Origin of the sequence: Trebonia kvetii (genome assembly GCF_007827045.1) — a bacterium.
In the GTDB taxonomy this organism is placed as follows: domain Bacteria; phylum Actinomycetota; class Actinomycetes; order Streptosporangiales; family Streptosporangiaceae; genus Trebonia; species Trebonia kvetii.
The window spans coordinates 18,568-36,564 of the sequence record NZ_RPFW01000008.1; the positions used below are offsets into that span (position 1 = coordinate 18,568).

General features: G+C 71.8%; 18 protein-coding genes. 13 read left to right on the top strand and 5 right to left on the bottom strand.

Annotated elements, in window-relative coordinates; all coding sequences use genetic code 11:
* Positions 1-15: 15 nt before the first annotated feature.
* The gene (locus EAS64_RS34800) at positions 16-999 is read left to right on the top strand and encodes a TIGR03557 family F420-dependent LLM class oxidoreductase (RefSeq protein WP_145860083.1); all 984 of its coding nucleotides are present in this window, start codon (positions 16-18) and stop codon (positions 997-999) included.
* Between the two features lie 60 nt (positions 1,000-1,059).
* Here the strand turns inward: EAS64_RS34800 and EAS64_RS34805 are convergent, their stop codons facing one another.
* Positions 1,060-1,596: a hypothetical protein gene (locus tag EAS64_RS34805; RefSeq protein ID WP_145860085.1), complete on the bottom strand. Its 537-nt coding sequence runs from the start codon at positions 1,594-1,596 to the stop codon at positions 1,060-1,062.
* Positions 1,597-1,763: 167 nt separating this feature from the next.
* Between EAS64_RS34805 and EAS64_RS34810 the strand changes: the two genes are divergently transcribed.
* From EAS64_RS34810 to EAS64_RS34840, 7 genes are all read left to right on the top strand, one after another.
* Positions 1,764-2,453: a response regulator gene (locus tag EAS64_RS34810; protein ID WP_145860087.1), complete on the top strand. Its 690-nt coding sequence runs from the start codon at positions 1,764-1,766 to the stop codon at positions 2,451-2,453.
* Complete coding sequence (locus tag EAS64_RS34815; protein ID WP_145860089.1) at positions 2,450-3,640, top strand: sensor histidine kinase; 1,191 nt, start codon at positions 2,450-2,452, stop codon at positions 3,638-3,640. Before EAS64_RS34810 ends, EAS64_RS34815 begins: the two co-directional genes overlap by 4 nt.
* Before the next feature lie 113 nt (positions 3,641-3,753).
* On the top strand, positions 3,754-4,260 hold the full coding sequence (locus EAS64_RS44110; RefSeq protein ID WP_187366396.1) for a hypothetical protein: 507 nt from the start codon (positions 3,754-3,756) through the stop codon (positions 4,258-4,260).
* Positions 4,260-5,210 (top strand): FAD:protein FMN transferase, encoded by a 951-nt coding sequence (locus EAS64_RS34825; protein WP_145860093.1) that lies wholly within the window; start codon positions 4,260-4,262, stop codon positions 5,208-5,210. The genes EAS64_RS44110 and EAS64_RS34825 overlap by 1 nt, the downstream gene beginning before the upstream one ends.
* A complete protein-coding gene (locus EAS64_RS34830; RefSeq protein ID WP_222849840.1) occupies positions 5,207-5,755 on the top strand; it encodes a ferric reductase-like transmembrane domain-containing protein in 549 nt (182 codons plus the stop codon). Before EAS64_RS34825 ends, EAS64_RS34830 begins: the two co-directional genes overlap by 4 nt.
* Positions 5,752-7,032 (top strand): NADH-ubiquinone oxidoreductase-F iron-sulfur binding region domain-containing protein, encoded by a 1,281-nt coding sequence (locus EAS64_RS34835; protein WP_145860095.1) that lies wholly within the window; start codon positions 5,752-5,754, stop codon positions 7,030-7,032. Before EAS64_RS34830 ends, EAS64_RS34835 begins: the two co-directional genes overlap by 4 nt.
* Complete coding sequence (locus EAS64_RS34840) at positions 7,029-7,337, top strand: ferredoxin (RefSeq protein WP_222849841.1); 309 nt, start codon at positions 7,029-7,031, stop codon at positions 7,335-7,337. The genes EAS64_RS34835 and EAS64_RS34840 overlap by 4 nt, the downstream gene beginning before the upstream one ends.
* On the opposite strand, the gene EAS64_RS34845 is transcribed toward EAS64_RS34840, so the two are convergent.
* Positions 7,284-7,898, bottom strand: a complete 615-nt coding sequence (locus EAS64_RS34845; RefSeq protein ID WP_145860096.1) for a hypothetical protein — start codon at positions 7,896-7,898, stop codon at positions 7,284-7,286. The two genes, EAS64_RS34840 and EAS64_RS34845, sit on opposite strands and share 54 nt — an antisense overlap.
* Positions 7,899-8,000: 102 nt before the next feature.
* Here EAS64_RS34845 and EAS64_RS34850 point away from each other — a divergent pair, with 102 nt between their 5' ends.
* Together EAS64_RS34850 and EAS64_RS34855 are read left to right on the top strand one after the other, a co-directional pair.
* Entirely contained in the window at positions 8,001-8,696 is a 696-nt protein-coding gene (locus tag EAS64_RS34850; protein WP_145860098.1) for a response regulator transcription factor, read from the top strand.
* 18 nt (positions 8,697-8,714) lie between these two features.
* Entirely contained in the window at positions 8,715-10,046 is a 1,332-nt protein-coding gene (locus tag EAS64_RS34855) for a sensor histidine kinase (protein WP_145860100.1), read from the top strand.
* On the opposite strand, the gene EAS64_RS34860 is transcribed toward EAS64_RS34855, so the two are convergent.
* Complete coding sequence (locus EAS64_RS34860; protein ID WP_145860102.1) at positions 10,003-11,634, bottom strand: PrsW family glutamic-type intramembrane protease; 1,632 nt, start codon at positions 11,632-11,634, stop codon at positions 10,003-10,005. The two genes, EAS64_RS34855 and EAS64_RS34860, sit on opposite strands and share 44 nt — an antisense overlap.
* Before the next feature lie 259 nt (positions 11,635-11,893).
* On the bottom strand, positions 11,894-12,760 hold the full coding sequence (gene panB / locus EAS64_RS34865) for a 3-methyl-2-oxobutanoate hydroxymethyltransferase (RefSeq protein ID WP_439333637.1): 867 nt from the start codon (positions 12,758-12,760) through the stop codon (positions 11,894-11,896).
* 90 nt (positions 12,761-12,850) lie between these two features.
* Between panB and EAS64_RS34870 the strand changes: the two genes are divergently transcribed.
* The 3 genes from EAS64_RS34870 (at position 12,851) to EAS64_RS34880 (ending at position 17,268) form a co-directional block, all read left to right on the top strand.
* On the top strand, positions 12,851-14,626 hold the full coding sequence (locus tag EAS64_RS34870; protein ID WP_187366397.1) for a serine hydrolase domain-containing protein: 1,776 nt from the start codon (positions 12,851-12,853) through the stop codon (positions 14,624-14,626).
* 174 nt (positions 14,627-14,800) lie between these two features.
* Positions 14,801-16,411 carry an MFS transporter gene (locus EAS64_RS34875; protein WP_145860106.1) on the top strand — a complete coding sequence of 537 codons (1,611 nt, stop codon included), beginning with the start codon at positions 14,801-14,803 and terminating at the stop codon, positions 16,409-16,411.
* A gap of 50 nt (positions 16,412-16,461) precedes the next feature.
* Positions 16,462-17,268 carry a TetR/AcrR family transcriptional regulator gene (locus EAS64_RS34880; protein WP_187366398.1) on the top strand — a complete coding sequence of 269 codons (807 nt, stop codon included), beginning with the start codon at positions 16,462-16,464 and terminating at the stop codon, positions 17,266-17,268.
* Here EAS64_RS34880 and EAS64_RS34885 read toward each other — a convergent pair.
* A complete protein-coding gene (locus tag EAS64_RS34885) occupies positions 17,165-17,932 on the bottom strand; it encodes a potassium channel family protein (RefSeq protein WP_187366399.1) in 768 nt (255 codons plus the stop codon). The two genes, EAS64_RS34880 and EAS64_RS34885, sit on opposite strands and share 104 nt — an antisense overlap.
* Positions 17,933-17,997 lie beyond the last annotated feature (65 nt).

Genomic DNA, 17,997 nt, shown 5'->3' on the forward strand with positions numbered 1-17,997 from the left:
ACTGATGGAGGCGCGATGAAGTTCGCCTGGCTGTGCAGCCACGAGTCCTACCAGCCCGAAGACCTGGTCGAGCAGGCGGTCGCCGCCGAGCGGGCCGGCTTCGACGCCGTTCTTGGCAGCGACCACTTTCACCCCTGGGTCGATGACACGTCCGCGGCCGGGTTCGTCTGGTCCTGGCTCGGCGCCGTGGCTGTCAAGACCAGCGACGTGCTGCTCGGCACGGCCGTCACCTGCCCGCTGTTCCACTACCACCCCGCGCTTGTCGCGCAGATGGCCGCCACCACCGACCGGCTGTCCGGCGGCCGTCTGCTGCTCGGCGTCGGCACCGGCGAGGCGCTCAACGAGCGGCCGATGGGCTTCCCCTTCCCCGGCTACGGCGAGCGGCAGGCCCGGATGCAGGAGGCGCTCGAGATCATGCACCGGATGTTCGCCGGGGAGAAGGTGACGTTCCACGGCGAGTACTACACGACGGAGACGGCCAAGCTCTACTCGCCGCCGGCCGGGGCGGTGCCGGTGCTGATGGCGGCGGGCGGTCCGAAGTCCGCCGCGTTCGCGGGCACGCACGCGGACGGCCTGATCACCAGCGTGAAGGACCCGGCGGACACGGTCGCCAAGGTCATCGCGCCGTACCGGAAAGCGGCCTCGGAGGCGGGCAAGGAGCACCTGGTGCTCGCCACCCGCTGGACCGTGCTCGCCGATGGCCCTGACCGGGCGTGGCAGGCGCTCAGCTCGATGCGCGGCCTGCGCGCGCCCGGCCGCCTCGAGGCGACCGACCCGATGGAACTGCGGATCAAGGCCGACGAGATGGACCGCGCCGAGGTGCTCGCCAGCTACACGGTCGCCGCCGACGCCCAGGGCCTGATCGACGCCTACCGCCCGCTGGTCACCGACGTCGGCGCGGACATCGTCTCGATCCAGGTCATGTCGGAAGACCCGATGGCGACCATCGAGGTGATCGGCAAGGAAGTCCTGCCCGAACTCCGCAAGCTCACCGGCTGACGCCGGCGCGCAGGTCTCTGGCGTCCCCACCGGGACGCCAGAGACCCGCGCGGCCCTGGGCTACTTCGCTGCCCCGTGACGACCGACGCCGTACGGGAATGTCGCGTTCACGACGGCGTTCAGCTGGTTCTTCACCCGGGCGGCCACCGCCGCCTTGCGGGCGGCGCTCCACCCGGTGTGCGCGTCGATCGCCTTGACGGCCCCGGCGAGTATCGCGTTCTCCAGCCCCTGCACCGGCTTGCCCTTGGCCGCCGCCACCTGGGCGAGCGACTTGCCGTCGCGCAGCTGGGCGCGCAGCTGCGCAGGTGTCAGGCCCAGGTAGGCGGCCGCGGACCTGAAGGCCGAGCGCACCACGTGCGGGTGCCGCCACGCGAAGCGGCGGAAGGCTGCGCCCCGTGCGCCGGCGTGCTTCCCGTTCGGTACCGTCACGGCGGCGGCCGAGCCCGGCGTGCCCGTCGCCGTTAGGACGGTGGCTGTGGCCGCCGCCGGAGGCGACGAGCCCGTCGCGGCGATCGCGACCCCGCCGCCGGTGAGCGCCGCCGCGAGCGCCCCGCCCGCCGCAAGCCCGGCCAGCAGGCGCCGCCTGTTGGTTTCCATTCGCCTGGCTCCTTGCTGTGCATCGTGTCCGTGCTTCGGATGTCACCCAGGCTGCCGGGTCAGTGTGAGGCAACGCGGAGCGCTCCGTGAAGCTACCGTGAAGATCGTCGCCGGTCCGGGCACGGCCCGCAACACCGGCCGTACCCTGGGCCAGAGGTGGGTGAGCGATGCCCCGGGTGCTCGTTGTCGACGACGAACCGCATATCCGCACCGTACTGCGCGGATACCTGGAGGCGGCCGGCTTCGCCGTGTCCGAGGCCGTCGACGGTGCGGCGGCCGTCGACGAGGTCCGCCGCGATCCGCCTGACCTTGTGCTGCTCGATGTCATGCTGCCGGGCAGGGACGGACTCGAGGTGCTGCGCGAGGTGCGCACCTTCAGCGACGTCTACGTCATCCTGGTCACCGCGCGCACCGAGGAGATCGACAAGCTCCTCGGACTCGGCGTCGGCGCCGACGACTACATCACCAAGCCGTTCAGCCCGCGCGAGGTGGCGGCCAGGGTGAAGGCGGTGCTCCGCCGTGACCGCGGTCCGCGCGAGGTCGCCGGGCCGGTGCTGCGCTTCGAGGGCCTGACCATCGACAAGGACGCCAGGGAGGTGCGCGTGGACGGCGCGGCGGTGAACCTGTCCGCGCTGGAGTTCGATGTGCTCGCCGCGCTCGCCGAGGCGCCCGGCCGGGTCTTCTCCCGCCGCCAGCTGCTCGAGGGCGTGTGGGGCTACGACTTCTTCGGCGACGAACGGGTCGTGGACGTGCACATTCGCGGCCTGCGGTCCCGGCTTGGCGACGATGCGGGCAATCCGCGGCTGATCGCCACCGTCCGCGGCGTCGGCTACAAGTTCGCCGGGCGTCCGGCATGACGATGCGCCTGCCAGGACGGCTGTTCCTGTCGTACGCGGCGGTGATCGCGGTGGGGGCGGTTGCCGCCTATGTGACGATCCGGCTGCTCGCGCCGAAGTTCTTCGCGCGCGAGGCCGACGCGGTGATCAGGGCACTGCTCGCCGGCCACGGCCAGACGCGCCGCGCGCTGCGCGGCACGGTGCGTGGCGCGTTCGTTTCCGCGCTGACCACCGCGCTGCTGTTCGGCACGCTTGCCAGCGTCGTCGTCGCCGCGCTCGCCGCGGCGCTGATCACCAGGCGCCTGGTGCGCCCGCTGAACGAGGTGCGGCGGGCGACGCGGCTCATCGCGGCCGGCCGCTACCAGGCGAGCGTGCCCGTGCCGCGCGAGCCCGAGCTCGCGGGCATCGCCAGCGACGTCAACACGCTCGCGACCAGGCTCGCGGACACCGAGGAGCGCCGCAGCCGGCTGCTCGGCGAGGTCGCGCACGAGATGCGCACGCCGCTGACCGCGCTCGAGGGGTACCTAGAGGGCCTCATCGACGGGGTGTTCGCGCCGGAACCCGAGGTTCTCGGCGCGGTCAGCGACGAACTGCGCCGCCTGCGGCGGCTCGCCGACGATCTTTCTGCCCTGTCGCGCTCGGAAGAGCAACGGCTCGACCTGTCACTGGCCGCCACCGACCTTGCCGCCCTGGCAGGCAAGGCGGCCACCCGGCTGGCGCCCCAGTTCGCCGACGCGGGCGTCCGGCTGTCCATCGAGGCGGGCGCGCCGCTGCCGGTCTGGGCTGACCCGGACCGTATCACCCAGGTGCTCACCAACATCCTCGGCAACGCGCTCGCCGCGACGCCGCCGGGCGGCGTGGTTGCCGTGCGGACCGCCGCACCGCCTGGGCTGGCCCAGGTGACGATCGCCGACACCGGCGCCGGGCTCGCCGCCGCGGATCTCGAGCGCGTCTTCGAGCGGTTCTACCGCGCGCCGAGACCGCCGGAACCGCCGAGCCCGCCGGAACCGCCGGAACCGCCGGAACCGCCGGGAGCGCCGGGGCGGCCCGGAGGACAGGAACAGCCGCGCCGTGCCACGGGCTCCGGCATCGGGCTGACGATCGCCCGCAACATCGCCCGCGCGCACGGCGGCGACGTCACCGCCGCTTCCGCCGGCCTTGGGCAGGGCGCTGCCTTCACCCTCACCCTGCCGCTGCGCTCCGGATAGCGGCGGCGGTCACCGGGAGGGTCAGCATCCCGGGAGGGGCAGCGGAGAAAGACAACCACTCCTTGACGGGTTCTTGGTCTCGCCTTAACGATCGCGCTGGTGAGATCGGCCGCATGCGAAACGGTTATGACTATCCGGCCGACAACAGTCCCGACTTCCCTGGCCAGCGGGACGATGGACTGCGCCGCCTGCGCACGATCACCTGGCGGGTCACCCAGCTCGGCGCGCTCGCCACGGTCGGCATCGCGACGGTCTTCGCGAAAACCGCGCCGATGCAAGCGGCCAGCCAGACCACCCCGGTGGTCACCCCCACCGCTCCTGCCTCCAGCCAGGCCCCCACCCACGCCGCCGGCCATGCGAAGTCGCACAAGGCGGCATCGTCGAAGAAGCCGGCCGCGGGCGTGGCAGGAGGATCGTCGGCCCAGGCGGGGACCGGCGCCGCGGCGGCCACGTCCACGGCGCCGGCTGCCGCGCCGCAGACAAGCGCCGCGCCGACCAAGGCGGCGCCCGCCACCTCCGCGCCCGCCACCCTGGCGCCGCCGGCCACCACCCCGGCGCCGGCCCCGACCACCGCGGCGCCGGCGCCGACCGCTACGAGCACCTCGACCAAGGGAAACTGATGCCCGCTTCCCCGGCCGGGCAGCACACGTTCAACGCGCTTGGCACCTTCGCCACACTGCTGGTCTCCGACCCGGCGGTGCTGCGGGACGCCACGGAAATCCTCACCGAAGAACTGGCGGCCATCGACCTCGCCTGCTCCCGCTTCCGGCAGGACTCCGAGCTCTGGCGGGCCTGCTCGGCCGGCGGCAGGCCGGTCCAGGTCAGCCCCCTGTTCGCCGTGGCACTCGACGTCGCGCTGAGCGCCGCCCGGCTCACCGACGGGGACGTGGACCCCACCTGCGGCCGTTCGCTCGCCGCACTCGGCTACGACAGGGACTTCGCCATCGTCAGGCAGGACACCAGCCCGGCGAGCCTGCCGCCGGTCGCGGGCGGCGGCTGGCGCGCGATCCGGCTCGACACCGACGGCGGCACGGTGACGGTGCCCGACGGGGTGCTCCTCGACCTGGGGGCCACCGCGAAGGCGCTGGCGGCGGACCGCGCGGCGGCTGCGATCGCGGCGGCCACGGACGCGGGCGTCCTGGTCAACCTGGGCGGAGACATCAGCGTGGCGGGACCGCCACCGGAGGGCGGCTGGCTGGTCGGCGTCGCGGATGACGCGCGTTTCGACACCACCACGAACAGCGTGCGCATCAAGCAGTCGGTACTGATCAGTGACGGCGGCCTGGCCACCTCCAGCGTGCTCGGCCGGTCCTGGCGGCGCGGCGGCACGATCGTGCACCATATCATCGCGCCGCGCACCGGGCTGCCGGCCAGCTCGTGCTGGCGCACCGTCACGGTCGCCGCGGAGAGCTGCGTGGCCGCGAACATCGCCGCCACCGCCGCGATCGTGCGCGGCGAGCCTGCGGCGGACTGGCTGCGGGGGCTGTGCCTGCCCGCCCGCCTGGTCAGGCAGGACGGTTCTGTGAGCACTGTCGCGGGCTGGCCAGCGGATCAGGCGATCGCGGCATGAGCCTTGACCTGCACGGCCCAGGGCTGTGGTACGTCACGAGGGCGACCGGGCTTGTCGCCCTGGTGCTGCTGACCGCGAGCGTCCTGCTCGGCCTGCTCAACGCGGGCAGGTTCCGCGGCGAGCGGTGGCCGCGGTTCCTCACCCAGGGGCTGCACGGCAACCTGTCGCTGCTGGTCCTGGCGTTCCTCACGCTGCACGTGGCCAGTACCGTGCTTGACAGCTACACGTCCATATCGCTGACCGCCGCGTTCGTGCCGTTCGCCTCGTCCTACAAGCCGCTGTGGCTCTCCCTCGGCGCGATCGCGGTTGACCTGCTCATCGCGCTCGTGGCCACCAGCCTGCTGCGCGGCAGGCTAGGCCACCGGGCCTGGCGCCGGGTGCACTGGCTGGCCTACGCCTGCTGGCCGGTGGCGGTGGCGCACGGCCTCGGCATCGGCACCGACCGATCGGCGACGTGGGTGATCGGACTGACGCTTGGCTGCATTATCAGCGTCGCGGCGATCACCACCTGGCGAGTCGTAACCCTCGCGGCGGGAGCACGGTGACCACTCAGCAGACTCAGCTTGGCCGCCGCCAGCTGCCGCGCCTGCTGGCCGGCCTTTCCTATCAGCACCGGGCCGGTCTGGCGGAACACGAGCGGTGCTACGGCCCGCTGCCCGCGGCGACCCACCGGTTGATCGACGTCGTGGATGCCTCAGGCCTGACCGGCCGAGGCGGCGCGGGATTCCCCACCGGACGCAAGATGCGCAGCGTCGCGGCCGCGCGCGGGCGCAAGGTGGTGGTGGCCAACGGCTCGGAAGGCGAGCCGGCCTCGAGCAAGGACCGGCTGCTGCTCACCCGGCTGCCGCACCTGGTGCTCGACGGGATCGTGCTTGCCGCCACGGCGATCGGCGCTGACCAGGCGTACCTGTGCGTGCACGAGCACGAGACGCACCTGCTCGCCAGCCTGGCCGCCGCGGCGGCCGAGCGGCATGACCCGGTGCCGGTCCAGGTGACCGGCATCCCCGGCCGGTACGTATCGAGTGAGCAGTCCGCGATCGTTCAGTACCTGAACGGCGGCCCTGGCATACCCACGTACTCGCCGCCGCGCCCGCACGAACGTGGCGTGCGCGGACTGCCCACGCTCGTCAACAACGTGGAGACGTTCGCGCACCTGGCGCTGATCGCCAGGCACGGCGACCGCTGGTTCCGCTCGGCCGGGCTGCCCGCCGCGCCTGGCACCATGCTGGCCACGGTCAGCGGCGCGGTCTGCCGGCCGGGGGTGTACGAGGTCGAGCTCGGCACCCCGCTCGGGGAGGTGCTGTCCTGGGCGGGCGGCCCCGCCGAGCCCATCAGCGCGCTGCTCGTCGGCGGTTACTTCGGCGCCTGGCTGCCGGCTCAAGTCGCCTGGCCGCTGCCGATGACCCACGCCGCGCTCAAGTCGGTGGGCGGCGCGCTCGGCGCGGGCATCATCGTCGCACTGCCAGAGTCCTCGTGCCTGATCGCCGAGACCGCCCGGGTCGTGCGCTACCTGGCAGGCGAGGGCGCGGGCCAGTGCGGCCCGTGCGTGTTCGGATTGCCCGCACTCGCCGACGCGCTGTCCGACCTGGCCTTCCACGGCGGCAGGGGCCGGGTGCTCGGCCGGCTCGACGCGCTGCTCCCGCTGGTGGAACGGCGGGGCGCCTGCCGTCATCCGGACGGCGTCACCCAGCTCATCCGCAGTGCGCTGCGGACCGGGGCCGCCGACGCGCGCTGGCATGACGCGGCGGGTGCGTGCCACGGTGTCCGCCGGGCGCCGCTGCTGCCCGTCCCTGACGACGAAGTACCGCAGGAGGACGCGTGAGGCTGCACGTCAACCCGATCGCCTGCGTCGGCCACGGCATGTGCGCCGAGCTGCTGCCCGAGATGATCAGCCTCGACCCATGGGGCTACCCGATCCTGACGCCCGAGGACGGACAGGTACCGCGCAGGCTCGCGGCACACGCGCGCCGCGCGGTCGGCGCGTGCCCGACGCTCGCGCTGCTACCCGAGGCCGCCAGCGCCGCCGCGGGCCGGGCGTCCAGCGCGGCGGACGCGGGCAGGAAGGCCGGCGCCTCAGTCGTCCCCGGTCCCCCAGGTGTGCGTGGTGGCCGACGGAATCCCGGCTGAGCACGACACCAGCATGGTCACCCCGGAAGCGCCGGACCCGGCGGCCGGATCGAAGGTCACCTTCGCGGTCTGCGCCGGCCCGCGGTAGACGTCGCCGACGACGAAACCCTGCGCGGGTGACCAGGAGTCCAGGTAGGCGCCGCCCGTCTGGCAGCTGGCCACCACGTCGCCGCCACGCGACGTGAGCACAGTGCCGCCCGGCTGCGTGCCGCCGGCCGTGGGACTGTCCGTCGCACTGGCCGGCGCGTCCGACGGCTGCGCGGCGGAGGACGGCACGGCGGAGGACGGTGCGGCGGAGGACGGCACCGCCGAGTCGGACGGGACCGCGGGGTGCGACGCCCCGGCAGTGCCGACGGTCCCGGAATCGCTGGCCGTGGGCGTCGCGGTCGGCTCCGCCGACTCGCGGGCCAGCGCCCGGTTGACCGCGACCTGGGAGAGCAGCGGCCCGGTGCTGCCGGTGATGCCCTGCCCGAGCAGGGAGACGGCGAGCAGGCTGCCCGCGGTGGCGGTGGCGGCGCCGAGCAGCCAGGCGGCGATGCCGAAGAGAATGCGCCGGTGCATGTCACACCATCCAGGTAACCGCGTTAAGGCGAGGTTAAGCAGACGGTAAGCGAATCACAGGAAGGCGCTCTCACCACCAGGAAACCGGATATTTTCACTTCCGTGGCCCAGTTGCTTGTGGTGGAGGATGACGCGGCGATCCGCGGCGCACTGATCCGCGTGCTCACCGAGCACGGGCATGCGGTGACGTCAACGGCGTCCGCCATGGCGGCGCTGCGCCACGTCCTTGACACCCCGCCCGACCTGATCCTGCTCGACCTGGGGCTGCCCGACCTTGGCGGCTATGAGGCGCTGAAGATGATGCGCGCGGTCAGCGCCGTGCCGGTGGTGGTCGTCACCGCGCATGACGACGAGCTTGAGATCATCCGGGTGCTTGACGCCGGCGCCGACGACTACGTTGTCAAGCCGTTCGGCGTGGGCCAGATCGAGGCCAGGATCCGGGCGGTGCTGCGGCGGTCAGGCCGGGCGGAGACGGAGGGCGGCAGCATCCTGAAGGTCGGCGGGCTCCTGCTCGACCCCGACGCGCACGAGGCGACCCTGGACGGCGTCCGGCTCGACCTGAGCCCGCGGGAGTTCGACCTGCTGCACTACCTGACGAAGCGACCCGGCCAGGTGGTGACCCGCCGCGACCTGCTGACGCACGTGTGGCAGCTGCCCTACGGCGGTGCCGACAAGACCGTGGACGTGCACGTCTCCTGGCTGCGCAGGAAACTCGGCGAGACCGCGCAGGAGCCCCGCTACCTGCACACGGTGCGCGGCGTGGGGATCAAGCTCAGCCCGCCAGGCGAGCCCGGCTGACAGGCAGGCCTGACCCCGATGAGACTGCGGATTGTCGCGGTAGTGGTAGCCACGAGCTCGCTGGTGCTCGTCTCCTTCCTGCTGCCGCTCGCCCTGGTGCTGCGCACCCTCGCCGCCGACCGCGCGGTGTCCGCGGCGATGGCGCAGACCCAGTCCCTGGCGCCGCTTGTGACCAGCCTCCCCGCCCGCAGCCTGCGCCTTACGGTGGCCCAGGTCAACGCGGGCAGCAGCACGCCGGTCACGGTCTTCCTCCCGGACGGAACCGTCATCGGCAGCCCTGCGGCCACCTCGCCGAGCATCGAACTTGCCAAGCACGGCGCCTCATTCAGCACCGCCGTCGCCGGCGGGGTGGAGGTCCTCGTCGCGGTCGACGGGCTGCCCGGCGGGACGGCGGTGATCCGGTCGTTCGTGCCTGACACGGAACTGCACCACGGGGTCGCCAGGGCCTGGCTGCTGCTCCTTGCCGTCGGCGCGTTCCTCCTGGTCCTCAGCGTCGTCGTGGCCGACCAGCTTGCCCGTTCCCTGGTCCGGCCGCTGATCGCGGTCGCGCAGGCCGCCGAGCGCCTGGCGGCGGGCGACCTGTCCGCACGGGCGGCGGTCGCGGGGCCGCCGGAGGTCCGCCTGGCAGGCACCGGCCTGAACCGGCTCGCCATGCGCATCGGCGACCTGCTGGCCAGGGAGCGGGAATCGGTCGCCGACCTGTCGCACCGGCTGCGCACGCCGCTGACCGCGCTGCGCATCGACGCGGAGTCGCTGCGCGACATCAGGCTGATCGACGACGTCGCCATGATGGAGCGCACGGTCAGCGAGATCATCCGCGAGGCGCGGCACCAGCGTGGCGAGGCGCGCGGGATGCCGTGCGACGCGAGCCAGGTGATCGCCGAACGTGCGGCGTTCTGGCGTCCGCTGGCGGAAGACCAGGAACGTCAGATGCGCGTCAGCGTGCCACCGGACCGGGCCCTTGTCCAGGCGTCCCGCGACGACCTCGCGGCCTGCGCGGACGTGCTGCTTGAGAACGTCTTCACGCACACGCCGGAAGGCGCGGGCCTCACGGTCAGGGTGAGCCACCGGGCAGGTGGCGGTGCGTGGCTTGTCGTGTCAGACGACGGTCCTGGCTTCCCGCCCGGCGGGCTGCGCCGCGGCGTGTCGGGCGCGGGCTCAACCGGCCTCGGCCTGGACATCGCACGCCGGGTCGCCGAGGAGTCCGGCGGCACGCTGGCCATCGGGCAGTCTCCCTCCGGAGGCGGCCGGGTCGCCCTTAGCCTGGGCGGCCCGCCGGGCTCCGACGGTCCGCCGCGCCGCCGCTTTACCCGCGGTCTGCCGCGGACGGCGGCTGGCCCGGGTCCTTGATGATCGGCAGCAGCACCGAGTCGCCGTGCCGGAACATCGGTGTCTGGCTGACCCGCTCCTCGATGGACGCCGCCGACATCGTGTACCCGAGGAACAGCAGCAACGACACCGCCTGGACCACGATGACCAGCCAGATCGATGAGCCAGCGAGGTAGTCGTTGAGCGCGTGCAAGATGGCCGCGGTGGCCACGCCGAGCACGATGAGCTGGACACGCCGCCGCGAGTAGTTCAGCCCCATGCCGATGAAGAAGCCCGCGATCCCGGCCCACACGGCGTGCTGGAACCCGTCGACGAAGATCCGCTCGGAGAACGCGAGCACGGCGTTGACCGCCTCGCTCACCGACCGCGCCTGGTTGATGCCGATGATGTCGGTCGAGGTGTAGAAGGCCTGCTCGAAGATGCCGAAGGTGAGCCCGGCGATGGTGCCGAGGAACATGCACATCGGCACGCTGAGTTTCACCTTCCGGTACCGCAGCAGGATGAGCCCGGCGAGCAGCACCGGCAGCGCCTTGGTGATCTCCTCGTTGAAGCCGATCACTAGCGCGGGGAAGAAGCCAATCTTGCCGCTGATGTGCAGCGCGTCGTTGACATGTATCGTCACGACGTTCATCCAGGCCAGTGTCCACACGACGATCCCGGCGGCGGCCCATATCTCCAGCTTGCCGACCCGCCCGGGGCGGATCAGCAGCCAGAAGCCCATGATCCACAGCGGCGCGACGTACAGGCTGTATGCCCAGCCGGGCGTGGACAGCCGCGTCGACGAGCTGAGCGTCGCCAGGAAGATCAGCGGGAGCAGCGCGTAGGCGATGACGAGCAGCCGCAGCCCCTGCCGCCAGCCCTTGTCGTGCAGCCAGCTCTGGATGGGGAACAGGATCCGCAGCGCGGTGCCGATGTCTTCGCCGCTCGCTCCGCCCGGTGGCATCGCCTGCCGCCCCGGTGGCATGACACCCCAGCCAGGCGTCCCCGCGGGCGGCTGGTACCCGCCCTGCTGGTACCCGCCCTGCTGGTATCCGCCCTGCTGGTACCCGGGCTGCTCATAGCCGGGCTGCTGGTAGCCGCCGGGCAGCGGCTGGCCGGCGGGCTGCTGATAGGCGGCAGGTGCGGGCGGCTGGCCGGCGGGCGGATAGCCGGCGCCAGGCGCGAACGCAGTGGACTCATAGCCGGCCGTCCACGGCGAGGGCGCCGCCGCGCCCGCCGCTGCCGGTGCGGCCGCCGGTGCGGCCGCCGGTGCGGCCGCCGGTGACGCCGCCGCGGCCGGTGGCGCGGCCGGCTGCGCAGGTGGCGCCACGGGCTCTGCGCGCAGCACCGGCCCGTCCGCCGAACCCAGCACCAGGGCGAGCGGCCGGTCCACGGTGACCCGCGTGACCTGCTGCCCGTTCACGAAGGTGGGCGCGGACCCGGTGTTCTCGAACTCCCAGCCGCCAGGACCCCAGCGCAGCACCGCGTGCTGTCTGGAAACCGTCGGGACGTCCGTCACGAGCTCGTTGTCCGGATTGCGCCCGATCCGCACTGCCTGACCAGCGCGGACCGCGAGTTCCCTGCCCTCGAATGACAGCCGCAGCGTCCCGCCGGAGTCGTCCATGTCCATGTCTGTCCCCGCCGCCCCACTTAAGTCCCGCTAAAGAATCCCGATGCGATTACACCGCATTTCCCGCCATCGCGCAGCCCCGCCACGGACAAGTCGCCACCCTGCGCGGGCACCACAATTCAAAGGCCTTCGATACAGAACGGGTGCGGGTTTCACGCGATGGTGAAACACGCACCCGTTCGGATGCTAAGCCTTTGATGTTGTTTTGCGGTGATCCGCTGAGCGGATTACGAACTGCGCGGACGGCACGCCGCGCGGCTCACCGGTAGGAGTACTCCTCCGACGGGAAGGTGCCGGCCGCGACCTCGGCGGCGAACTCGTTCGCCGCGTCCCGCAGCACGTTCGCGACCTCCGCGTACCGCTTGACGAACTTCGGCGAGCGGGGCGACAGCCCGGCCATGTCCTGCCAGACGAGGACCTGCGCGTCGCAGTCGGCCCCGGCGCCGATGCCGATCGTCGGGATGCGCAGCGACTCGGTGATCTTGCCGGCGAGCGATGCGGGGATGCCCTCGAGCACCACGGAGAACGCGCCCGCCGCCTCAAGTGCCTTGGCGTCGTGCAGCAGCCGGTCGCCGGCCTCGCCGCGGCCCTGCACCCGGAACCCGCCGAACGCGTGCACCGACTGCGGGGTGAGTCCGAGGTGCCCCATGACCGGGATGCCCGCCGCGGCGAGCTCCTCGACCTGGTGCGCGACCCGCAGGCCGCCCTCCAGCTTGACCGCGTGCGCGCCGGCCTCCTTCATGAACCGGATCGCCGCGTGCAGCGCCTCGACCGGCGATACCTGATAGGAGCCGAACGGCAGGTCGGCGACCACCATCGCCCGCTTGGTGCCGCGCACGACCGCCGCGGTGAGCGGGATCAGGTCGTCGATGGTCACCGGAATCGTCGTGTCGTACCCAAAGACAACGTTGCCCGCGGAGTCGCCGACCAGCAGCACCGGGATTCCGGCCTCGTCGAAGATCCCCGCGGTGAGCGCGTCGTAGGTGGTGAGCATGGGCCACTTCTCGCCGTGCGCCTTGGCGGCGGCGATGTCCCTGACCGTGACCCTGCCCGGCTTCTTGCCACCGTACAGAGCCTCCGACTGGGGCTCTGACTTGCTGGATGACTGCATGGCTGCTGACGACATCGTCGGAACCTCCAAAAGTCTCGAGGCGCCCCTACTGGCGTACCCGGACACTCCGATAATCGCACGCAAGCGACATGCGAGGATATTCGGGTGCCCCGTGACTTGGCTCTCAGTGCAAGCTTTGCCACCGCCGATGACATCGTTCGCTCCTACCACCAACGCGGCGGCCAGCCCGCTATCGCCTACGGAATCGTGCGTGACGGCGAACTCGTGCACGCCGCGGGATTCGGCGCCAGGTCACTCGGCGGCCCGCCGCCCGACGAGCGGACCGTGTTCCGCATCGCCTCGATGTCGAAGTCGTTCACCGCGTCCGCGATCATGCTGCTGCGCGACGAGGGAATGCTCGCGCTCGATGACCCGGCGTCGGCGTACCTGCCGCAGCTGGCCGGCTGGGACAACGGGGCGGCGGACGCCGGGCCGCTGACGATCAGGCACCTGCTGACGATGACCGCGGGCTTCCCCACCGACGACCCGTGGGGCGACAGGCAGCAGGGACTGCCGCTCGCCGAGTTCGACGCGCTGCTCGCGCACGGCGTCGGCTTCAACTGGGCACCAGGTACCCGTTTCGAGTACTCCAACCTGGGCTACGCGATTCTTGGCAGGATCGTGGCGGCCGCCGCTGGCGTGCCCTACGACGAGTTCGTGCGGAACCGGCTGCTGACTCCCCTCAGCATGAGCAGGACCGGATTCGCGGCGGAGGAGTTCCCGGGGTCCGAGCTCGCCCTGGGCTACCGCCGTGGCCAGGACGGCTGGCAGGAGCTTCCGTTCGACCCCTACGGCGCGTTCGCCCCGATGGGCGGCGTGTTCTCCTGCGTCGCCGACCTGGCGACGTGGGCGTCGGGCTTCGCGGCGGCATTTCGGCCGGTCATCGAGGCCCGCCTTGCCGAGTCTGACTGCGTAGCGGGCGCTGCGCACCCGCTCGCCGCCGACTCCAGGCGGCTGATGCAGCTGCCGCAGGCGGTGACCGGCTGGCGCGCGGCGGACCGCCTGCCAGGAGCGCCGCCCGGCTCGCCTGCCTATTACGGCTTCGGCCTGTTCATCGACGAGGACCCGGCGCTCGGCCGGATCGTCAGCCACAGCGGCGGCTACCCCGGCTTCGGCTCGAACATGCGCTGGCACCCGCCGACCGGCCTGGCCGTCATCGCCCTCGGCAACGGCACCTACGCCAGGATGAACGCCGTCGCGGAACTGGTGCTCGGCGCCGTGCTGCCGCCTGCGCCCGGCTATCAGGTCGCCCTCAGCCCGGGCGCGAAGCCGTGGCCGGAGACCCTGGCGGCGCAGGAATCGGTGTCCCGGCTGCTGCTCGGCTGGGACGACGCCGCGGCGGACGCGCTGTTCTGCGAGAACGTGGCGCTCGACAAGCCCTATCAGGAGCGGCTCGCCGACCTGGCGTTGCTGCGGGAACGGATCGGCGACTTCGCGCCCGACACGTCCCGTCCCGCCCAGTCCGACACCCCGGCACACCGCCGCTGGTGGCTGACGGGGGAGGGGGGCACGGTCGCGGTGGCCATCCAGCTCAACCCGCAGCGCCCGCCGCGCGTGCAGTCCCTCGGCATCGCCGTTCCGCCGGCGCCCGGCTCACCGCTCGCCAAGACGCTCACCGCCCTCGTCGCCTGGCTCAACGACCCCGCGGCAGCCTGGCCGGCGACGGTACCCGTCGCTCCGGCGGCCGACGCGGGCCTCATCGCCAGGCGGCTGCGGATGGCCGCCGTCTGGGCCGGCCAGGTGACTTCCGGAGCCTTCCAGGCGGGCGATGGCAGCTCGTCGGCCACGGTCGAGCTATCAGGGGAGCACGCGACGGCGAACCTCGCTGTCCTCATCAACCCCGTCACCGGTGAGCTTCGCCAGGCGGACATAGCGGTGTAAATCGATCACGCACTGTGACCCCGGTTTCGCCCGCAAAGCCCTGTGGAGATTGACTTCCCGGACTCGGAATAGATTCCGATACGGACTCGTTCCGTATCGATAGTGCGGCTACCGGCCTCCCGGAACGACAGTGCCGGAGCCGCGACACGCTTCTCCAAGTCCTTGAAGGGGCTCATGGATACTCAGACGGTTCAACGCAGGCGATGGATCATCCTCGGCGTCCTGGTCGTGGGCCTGCTCGCCATCGTCATCGACAACACCGTGCTCAACGTCGCACTCAAGACCATCGCGAGCCCGGTGCGCGAGGGCGGCCTCGGGGCCAGCCAGTCCGAGCTCGAGTGGGCGATCAACTCCTACACGCTGGTCTTCGCCGGCCTGCTGTTCACCTTCGGTGTGGTCGGCGACCGGATCGGCCGCAAGCGGGTTCTCATGGCGGGCCTGGTGCTGTTCGGCCTCGGCTCGCTCTTCTCGGCCTACTCGCACTCGCCCGACGTCCTCATCGCGGCCCGCGCGGTGATGGGTCTTGGCGGCGCGGCCGTGATGCCGCAGACACTGTCCATCATCGCCAACGTCTTCGAGCCAGGCGAGCGGGCCAGAGCCATCGGCATCTGGACCTCTGCCGTTGGCATCGGCGTCGCCATCGGCCCGGTGCTCGGCGGCCTGTTGCTCACCCACTTCTGGTGGGGGTCGGTCTTCCTGATCAACGTCCCGGTGACCATCGCCGGCTCGATCGCCGCGCTGTTCCTGGTGCCCGAGTCACGCAACCCGGCGCCAGGCAAGGTCGACTACCTCGGCGTGCTTGGTTCCATACTCGGCCTGGTACTGCTCGTCTACGGGATCGTTCAGGGCGGCGACGGCCAGTCGTGGGGCAGCCTCGGCGTGCTCGGGCCGGCCCTCGGCGGCCTTGTCGTACTCGGCCTGTTCGCCTGGTACGAGAGCAGGATCGAGCACCCGTCGCTTGACGTCCGGCTGTTCAAGAACCGGACCATGTCAGCCTCCGTCGGGTCGATCGCGCTGCTGTTCTTCGGCATGGGCGGCGTCTACTTCTTCTCCAGCTTCTACCTGCAGAACGTCCGCGGCTACAGCCCGCTGGAGACGGGCCTGCTCGCGGTGCCGTTCGCTCTCGGCCAGTTCGTGATGTCCCCGCGCAGCGCGTCGCTTGTCAGCCGGTACGGCGTGCGCCCCGTCATGGTCGTGGCCATGCTGCTGAACGCGGCGGCGATCGCCGGCTGGGCGTTCCTGGACCAGTCGTCGCCGATCTGGATCGTCGCGGTCATGTTCTTCGTCCAGGGCTCAGGACTCGGCCTTGCGGTCCCGGCGGCGACATCGAGCGTCATGGCGGCGCTGCCCCGCGAGCGGGCCGGCGCGGGCTCCGCGCTGACCAACACCGCCCGCCAGGTCGCGGTGGCGCTCAGCGTCGCGGTGCTCGGCTCGATCCTTTCCTCGGTCTACCGCAGCTCGCTTAACCCGACACTGTCGGCGCTTCCCGCGGCGGCGCGTGACGCGGCGGGGACGTCTATCACCGCCACCCAGGCGGTCGCGGCGCAACTCGGCCACTCCGGTCAGTTCCTGCTCGGCCCGGCCAACTCGGCCTTCGTCGACGCGATGCGGCTGACAACCGGCATCGCGGCGGCCCTCGCCCTGGCCGGCGGTATCGCGGTGCTGCGCTGGATGCCCGGCCGCAAGCGGCCTACCATCGAGGAACTGGTCGCCGAAGAGATCGCGGCCGCGGAACGGGACCTCGAGGCTCGCCTGGCAGACCGCGCCGAGCTGTCGGACCGGTAAGCCCGCCAGACAGTACACCGTCAACGAAGACGACAGGAGGGTTCCCCGCCATGCGCACTCACCACGATCACGTCACCGACGTGCTCCCCGAGGCCATCGCGGGGGACCCGGACATCGCACCCAACGCCCGGGTGGCCCCGGCTTCGGCCTTGCGGGCCGGGGCGCCCGGCGGCTGGGACTGCGACGTCGAGCCGGACCCGGCCGACCACGCCTCCACATCGGACACGGCGCAGACCGGGTCCGATGGTGAGGACACCGACGTCAAGGACACCGCGCGGCGGCCGGGCCGCCCGCGCAGCGAGCGGGCCGAGCAGGCGATCCTGCAGGCCACGATCGACGCCATCGGCGAGCGCGGCATCGACGGCGTGCACTGCGAGGACGTCGCCGCCAGGGCAGGCGTCGGCAAGGCGACCCTGTACCGGCGCTGGCCGGGCAAGGAAGACCTGCTGATCGCGGCGTTCGCCGCGATGCGCCGCCCGCTGCCGACGCCGCGCGGCGAGTCGGCCCGCGAAGACCTGATCGCCCTGCTCACCGTGGTCGCCGCCGATGCCGACGACCCGCGCTACGCCCAGCAGTACGCGCTGCTGCACGGCGCGGGGGAGCGCTATCCCCGGCTAGTCGCCCGCTACAAGGAACGCGTGGTGGAACCGAGGCGTGACCTGGTCCGCTCCGTCCTCCGCCACGGCATCGAGACCGGCGAACTCCGCCCCGACGCGGACGTCGAGGTCGCGATGCTCCTGCTCACCGGCGCGGTCATGGTCCGCGGCAAGCACGACTCAAGCCCGGCCGCCCCCGGCTTCGTCGAGCGCGCCGTCGACGAACTCCTGCGCGGCATCGCAACCCAGCAGCCAAGTTAACCCAGCCAGCAGCCATGAGCCATAACTCAGGCGGCGGCGGCTGCCGCCTTGCCGTCCCGTACAGGCTAACCAGCCGTGCCACCAGCGTCGCCAGGAACACCTGCCCGCCTAGCGCCTCGATCACCGCCAGTGCCCGGCCGAGGCTACCCGCGGCGGTGAAGTCGCCGTAGCCCAGCGTCGCCAGCGTGACGAAGCTGAAGTACTGGAGCGTCTGCGGGTTCACCGGCTGGTTGTTGGCGAAGAACGGCCCGGATGCGAAGAAGCTGAGCGCGCCGAAAAAGGCCGAGAACATCAGGCCGATCAACAGGTAGGCACTGAACGCGGCGTAAAGGCTCTGCACCGTCACCTCGGACAGCCGCACCACGCGCTCGATGATGATCACCACGGTCATCAGCAGCACCAGGCCGCTCCACAGGCTGCCGATTCCCTCGGCGATCTTGTTCGTCGACGTCACGCAGAACCCGGCCGCGATCGCGCTTACCAGCAACAGGCCGACGGACAGCAGCGTCGCCGAGGTGCGTATCCGGATGTTGCGCAGGGCGAGCAGGCCGATGGCGGTGATGAAGGCGATATTCAGCGGCCCGGCATGGCCGGTGTGCGCCAGCGCCGAGAACAGGTACGCGGCGATCAGCGTGATGAGGAGAAGCCCGTAGCGGCCCGTCAAGGCGGGCTGTTCCCCCTCGTTCATGGGACAAGCAAACTACACAGCAAGCCCCGCACGGCCCATTC

Excerpts from the sequence above, each read along its gene's own strand:
- EAS64_RS34880 (WP_187366398.1), top strand. The coding sequence starts at position 16,462 with ATGCGCACTCACCACGATCACGTCACCGACGTGCTCCCCGAGGCCATC.
- EAS64_RS44110 (WP_187366396.1), top strand. The coding sequence starts at position 3,754 with ATGCGAAACGGTTATGACTATCCGGCCGACAACAGTCCCGACTTCCCT.
- EAS64_RS34810 (WP_145860087.1), top strand. The coding sequence starts at position 1,764 with ATGCCCCGGGTGCTCGTTGTCGACGACGAACCGCATATCCGCACCGTA.
- EAS64_RS34805 (WP_145860085.1), bottom strand. The coding sequence starts at position 1,596 with ATGGAAACCAACAGGCGGCGCCTGCTGGCCGGGCTTGCGGCGGGCGGG.
- EAS64_RS34855 (WP_145860100.1), top strand. The coding sequence starts at position 8,715 with ATGAGACTGCGGATTGTCGCGGTAGTGGTAGCCACGAGCTCGCTGGTG.
- EAS64_RS34800 (WP_145860083.1), top strand. The coding sequence starts at position 16 with ATGAAGTTCGCCTGGCTGTGCAGCCACGAGTCCTACCAGCCCGAAGAC.
- EAS64_RS34825 (WP_145860093.1), top strand. The coding sequence starts at position 4,260 with ATGCCCGCTTCCCCGGCCGGGCAGCACACGTTCAACGCGCTTGGCACC.
- EAS64_RS34830 (WP_222849840.1), top strand. The coding sequence starts at position 5,207 with ATGAGCCTTGACCTGCACGGCCCAGGGCTGTGGTACGTCACGAGGGCG.
- EAS64_RS34845 (WP_145860096.1), bottom strand. The coding sequence starts at position 7,898 with ATGCACCGGCGCATTCTCTTCGGCATCGCCGCCTGGCTGCTCGGCGCC.
- EAS64_RS34860 (WP_145860102.1), bottom strand. The coding sequence starts at position 11,634 with ATGGACATGGACGACTCCGGCGGGACGCTGCGGCTGTCATTCGAGGGC.
- EAS64_RS34875 (WP_145860106.1), top strand. The coding sequence starts at position 14,801 with ATGGATACTCAGACGGTTCAACGCAGGCGATGGATCATCCTCGGCGTC.
- panB (WP_439333637.1), bottom strand. The coding sequence starts at position 12,760 with ATGTCGTCAGCAGCCATGCAGTCATCCAGCAAGTCAGAGCCCCAGTCG.
- EAS64_RS34815 (WP_145860089.1), top strand. The coding sequence starts at position 2,450 with ATGACGATGCGCCTGCCAGGACGGCTGTTCCTGTCGTACGCGGCGGTG.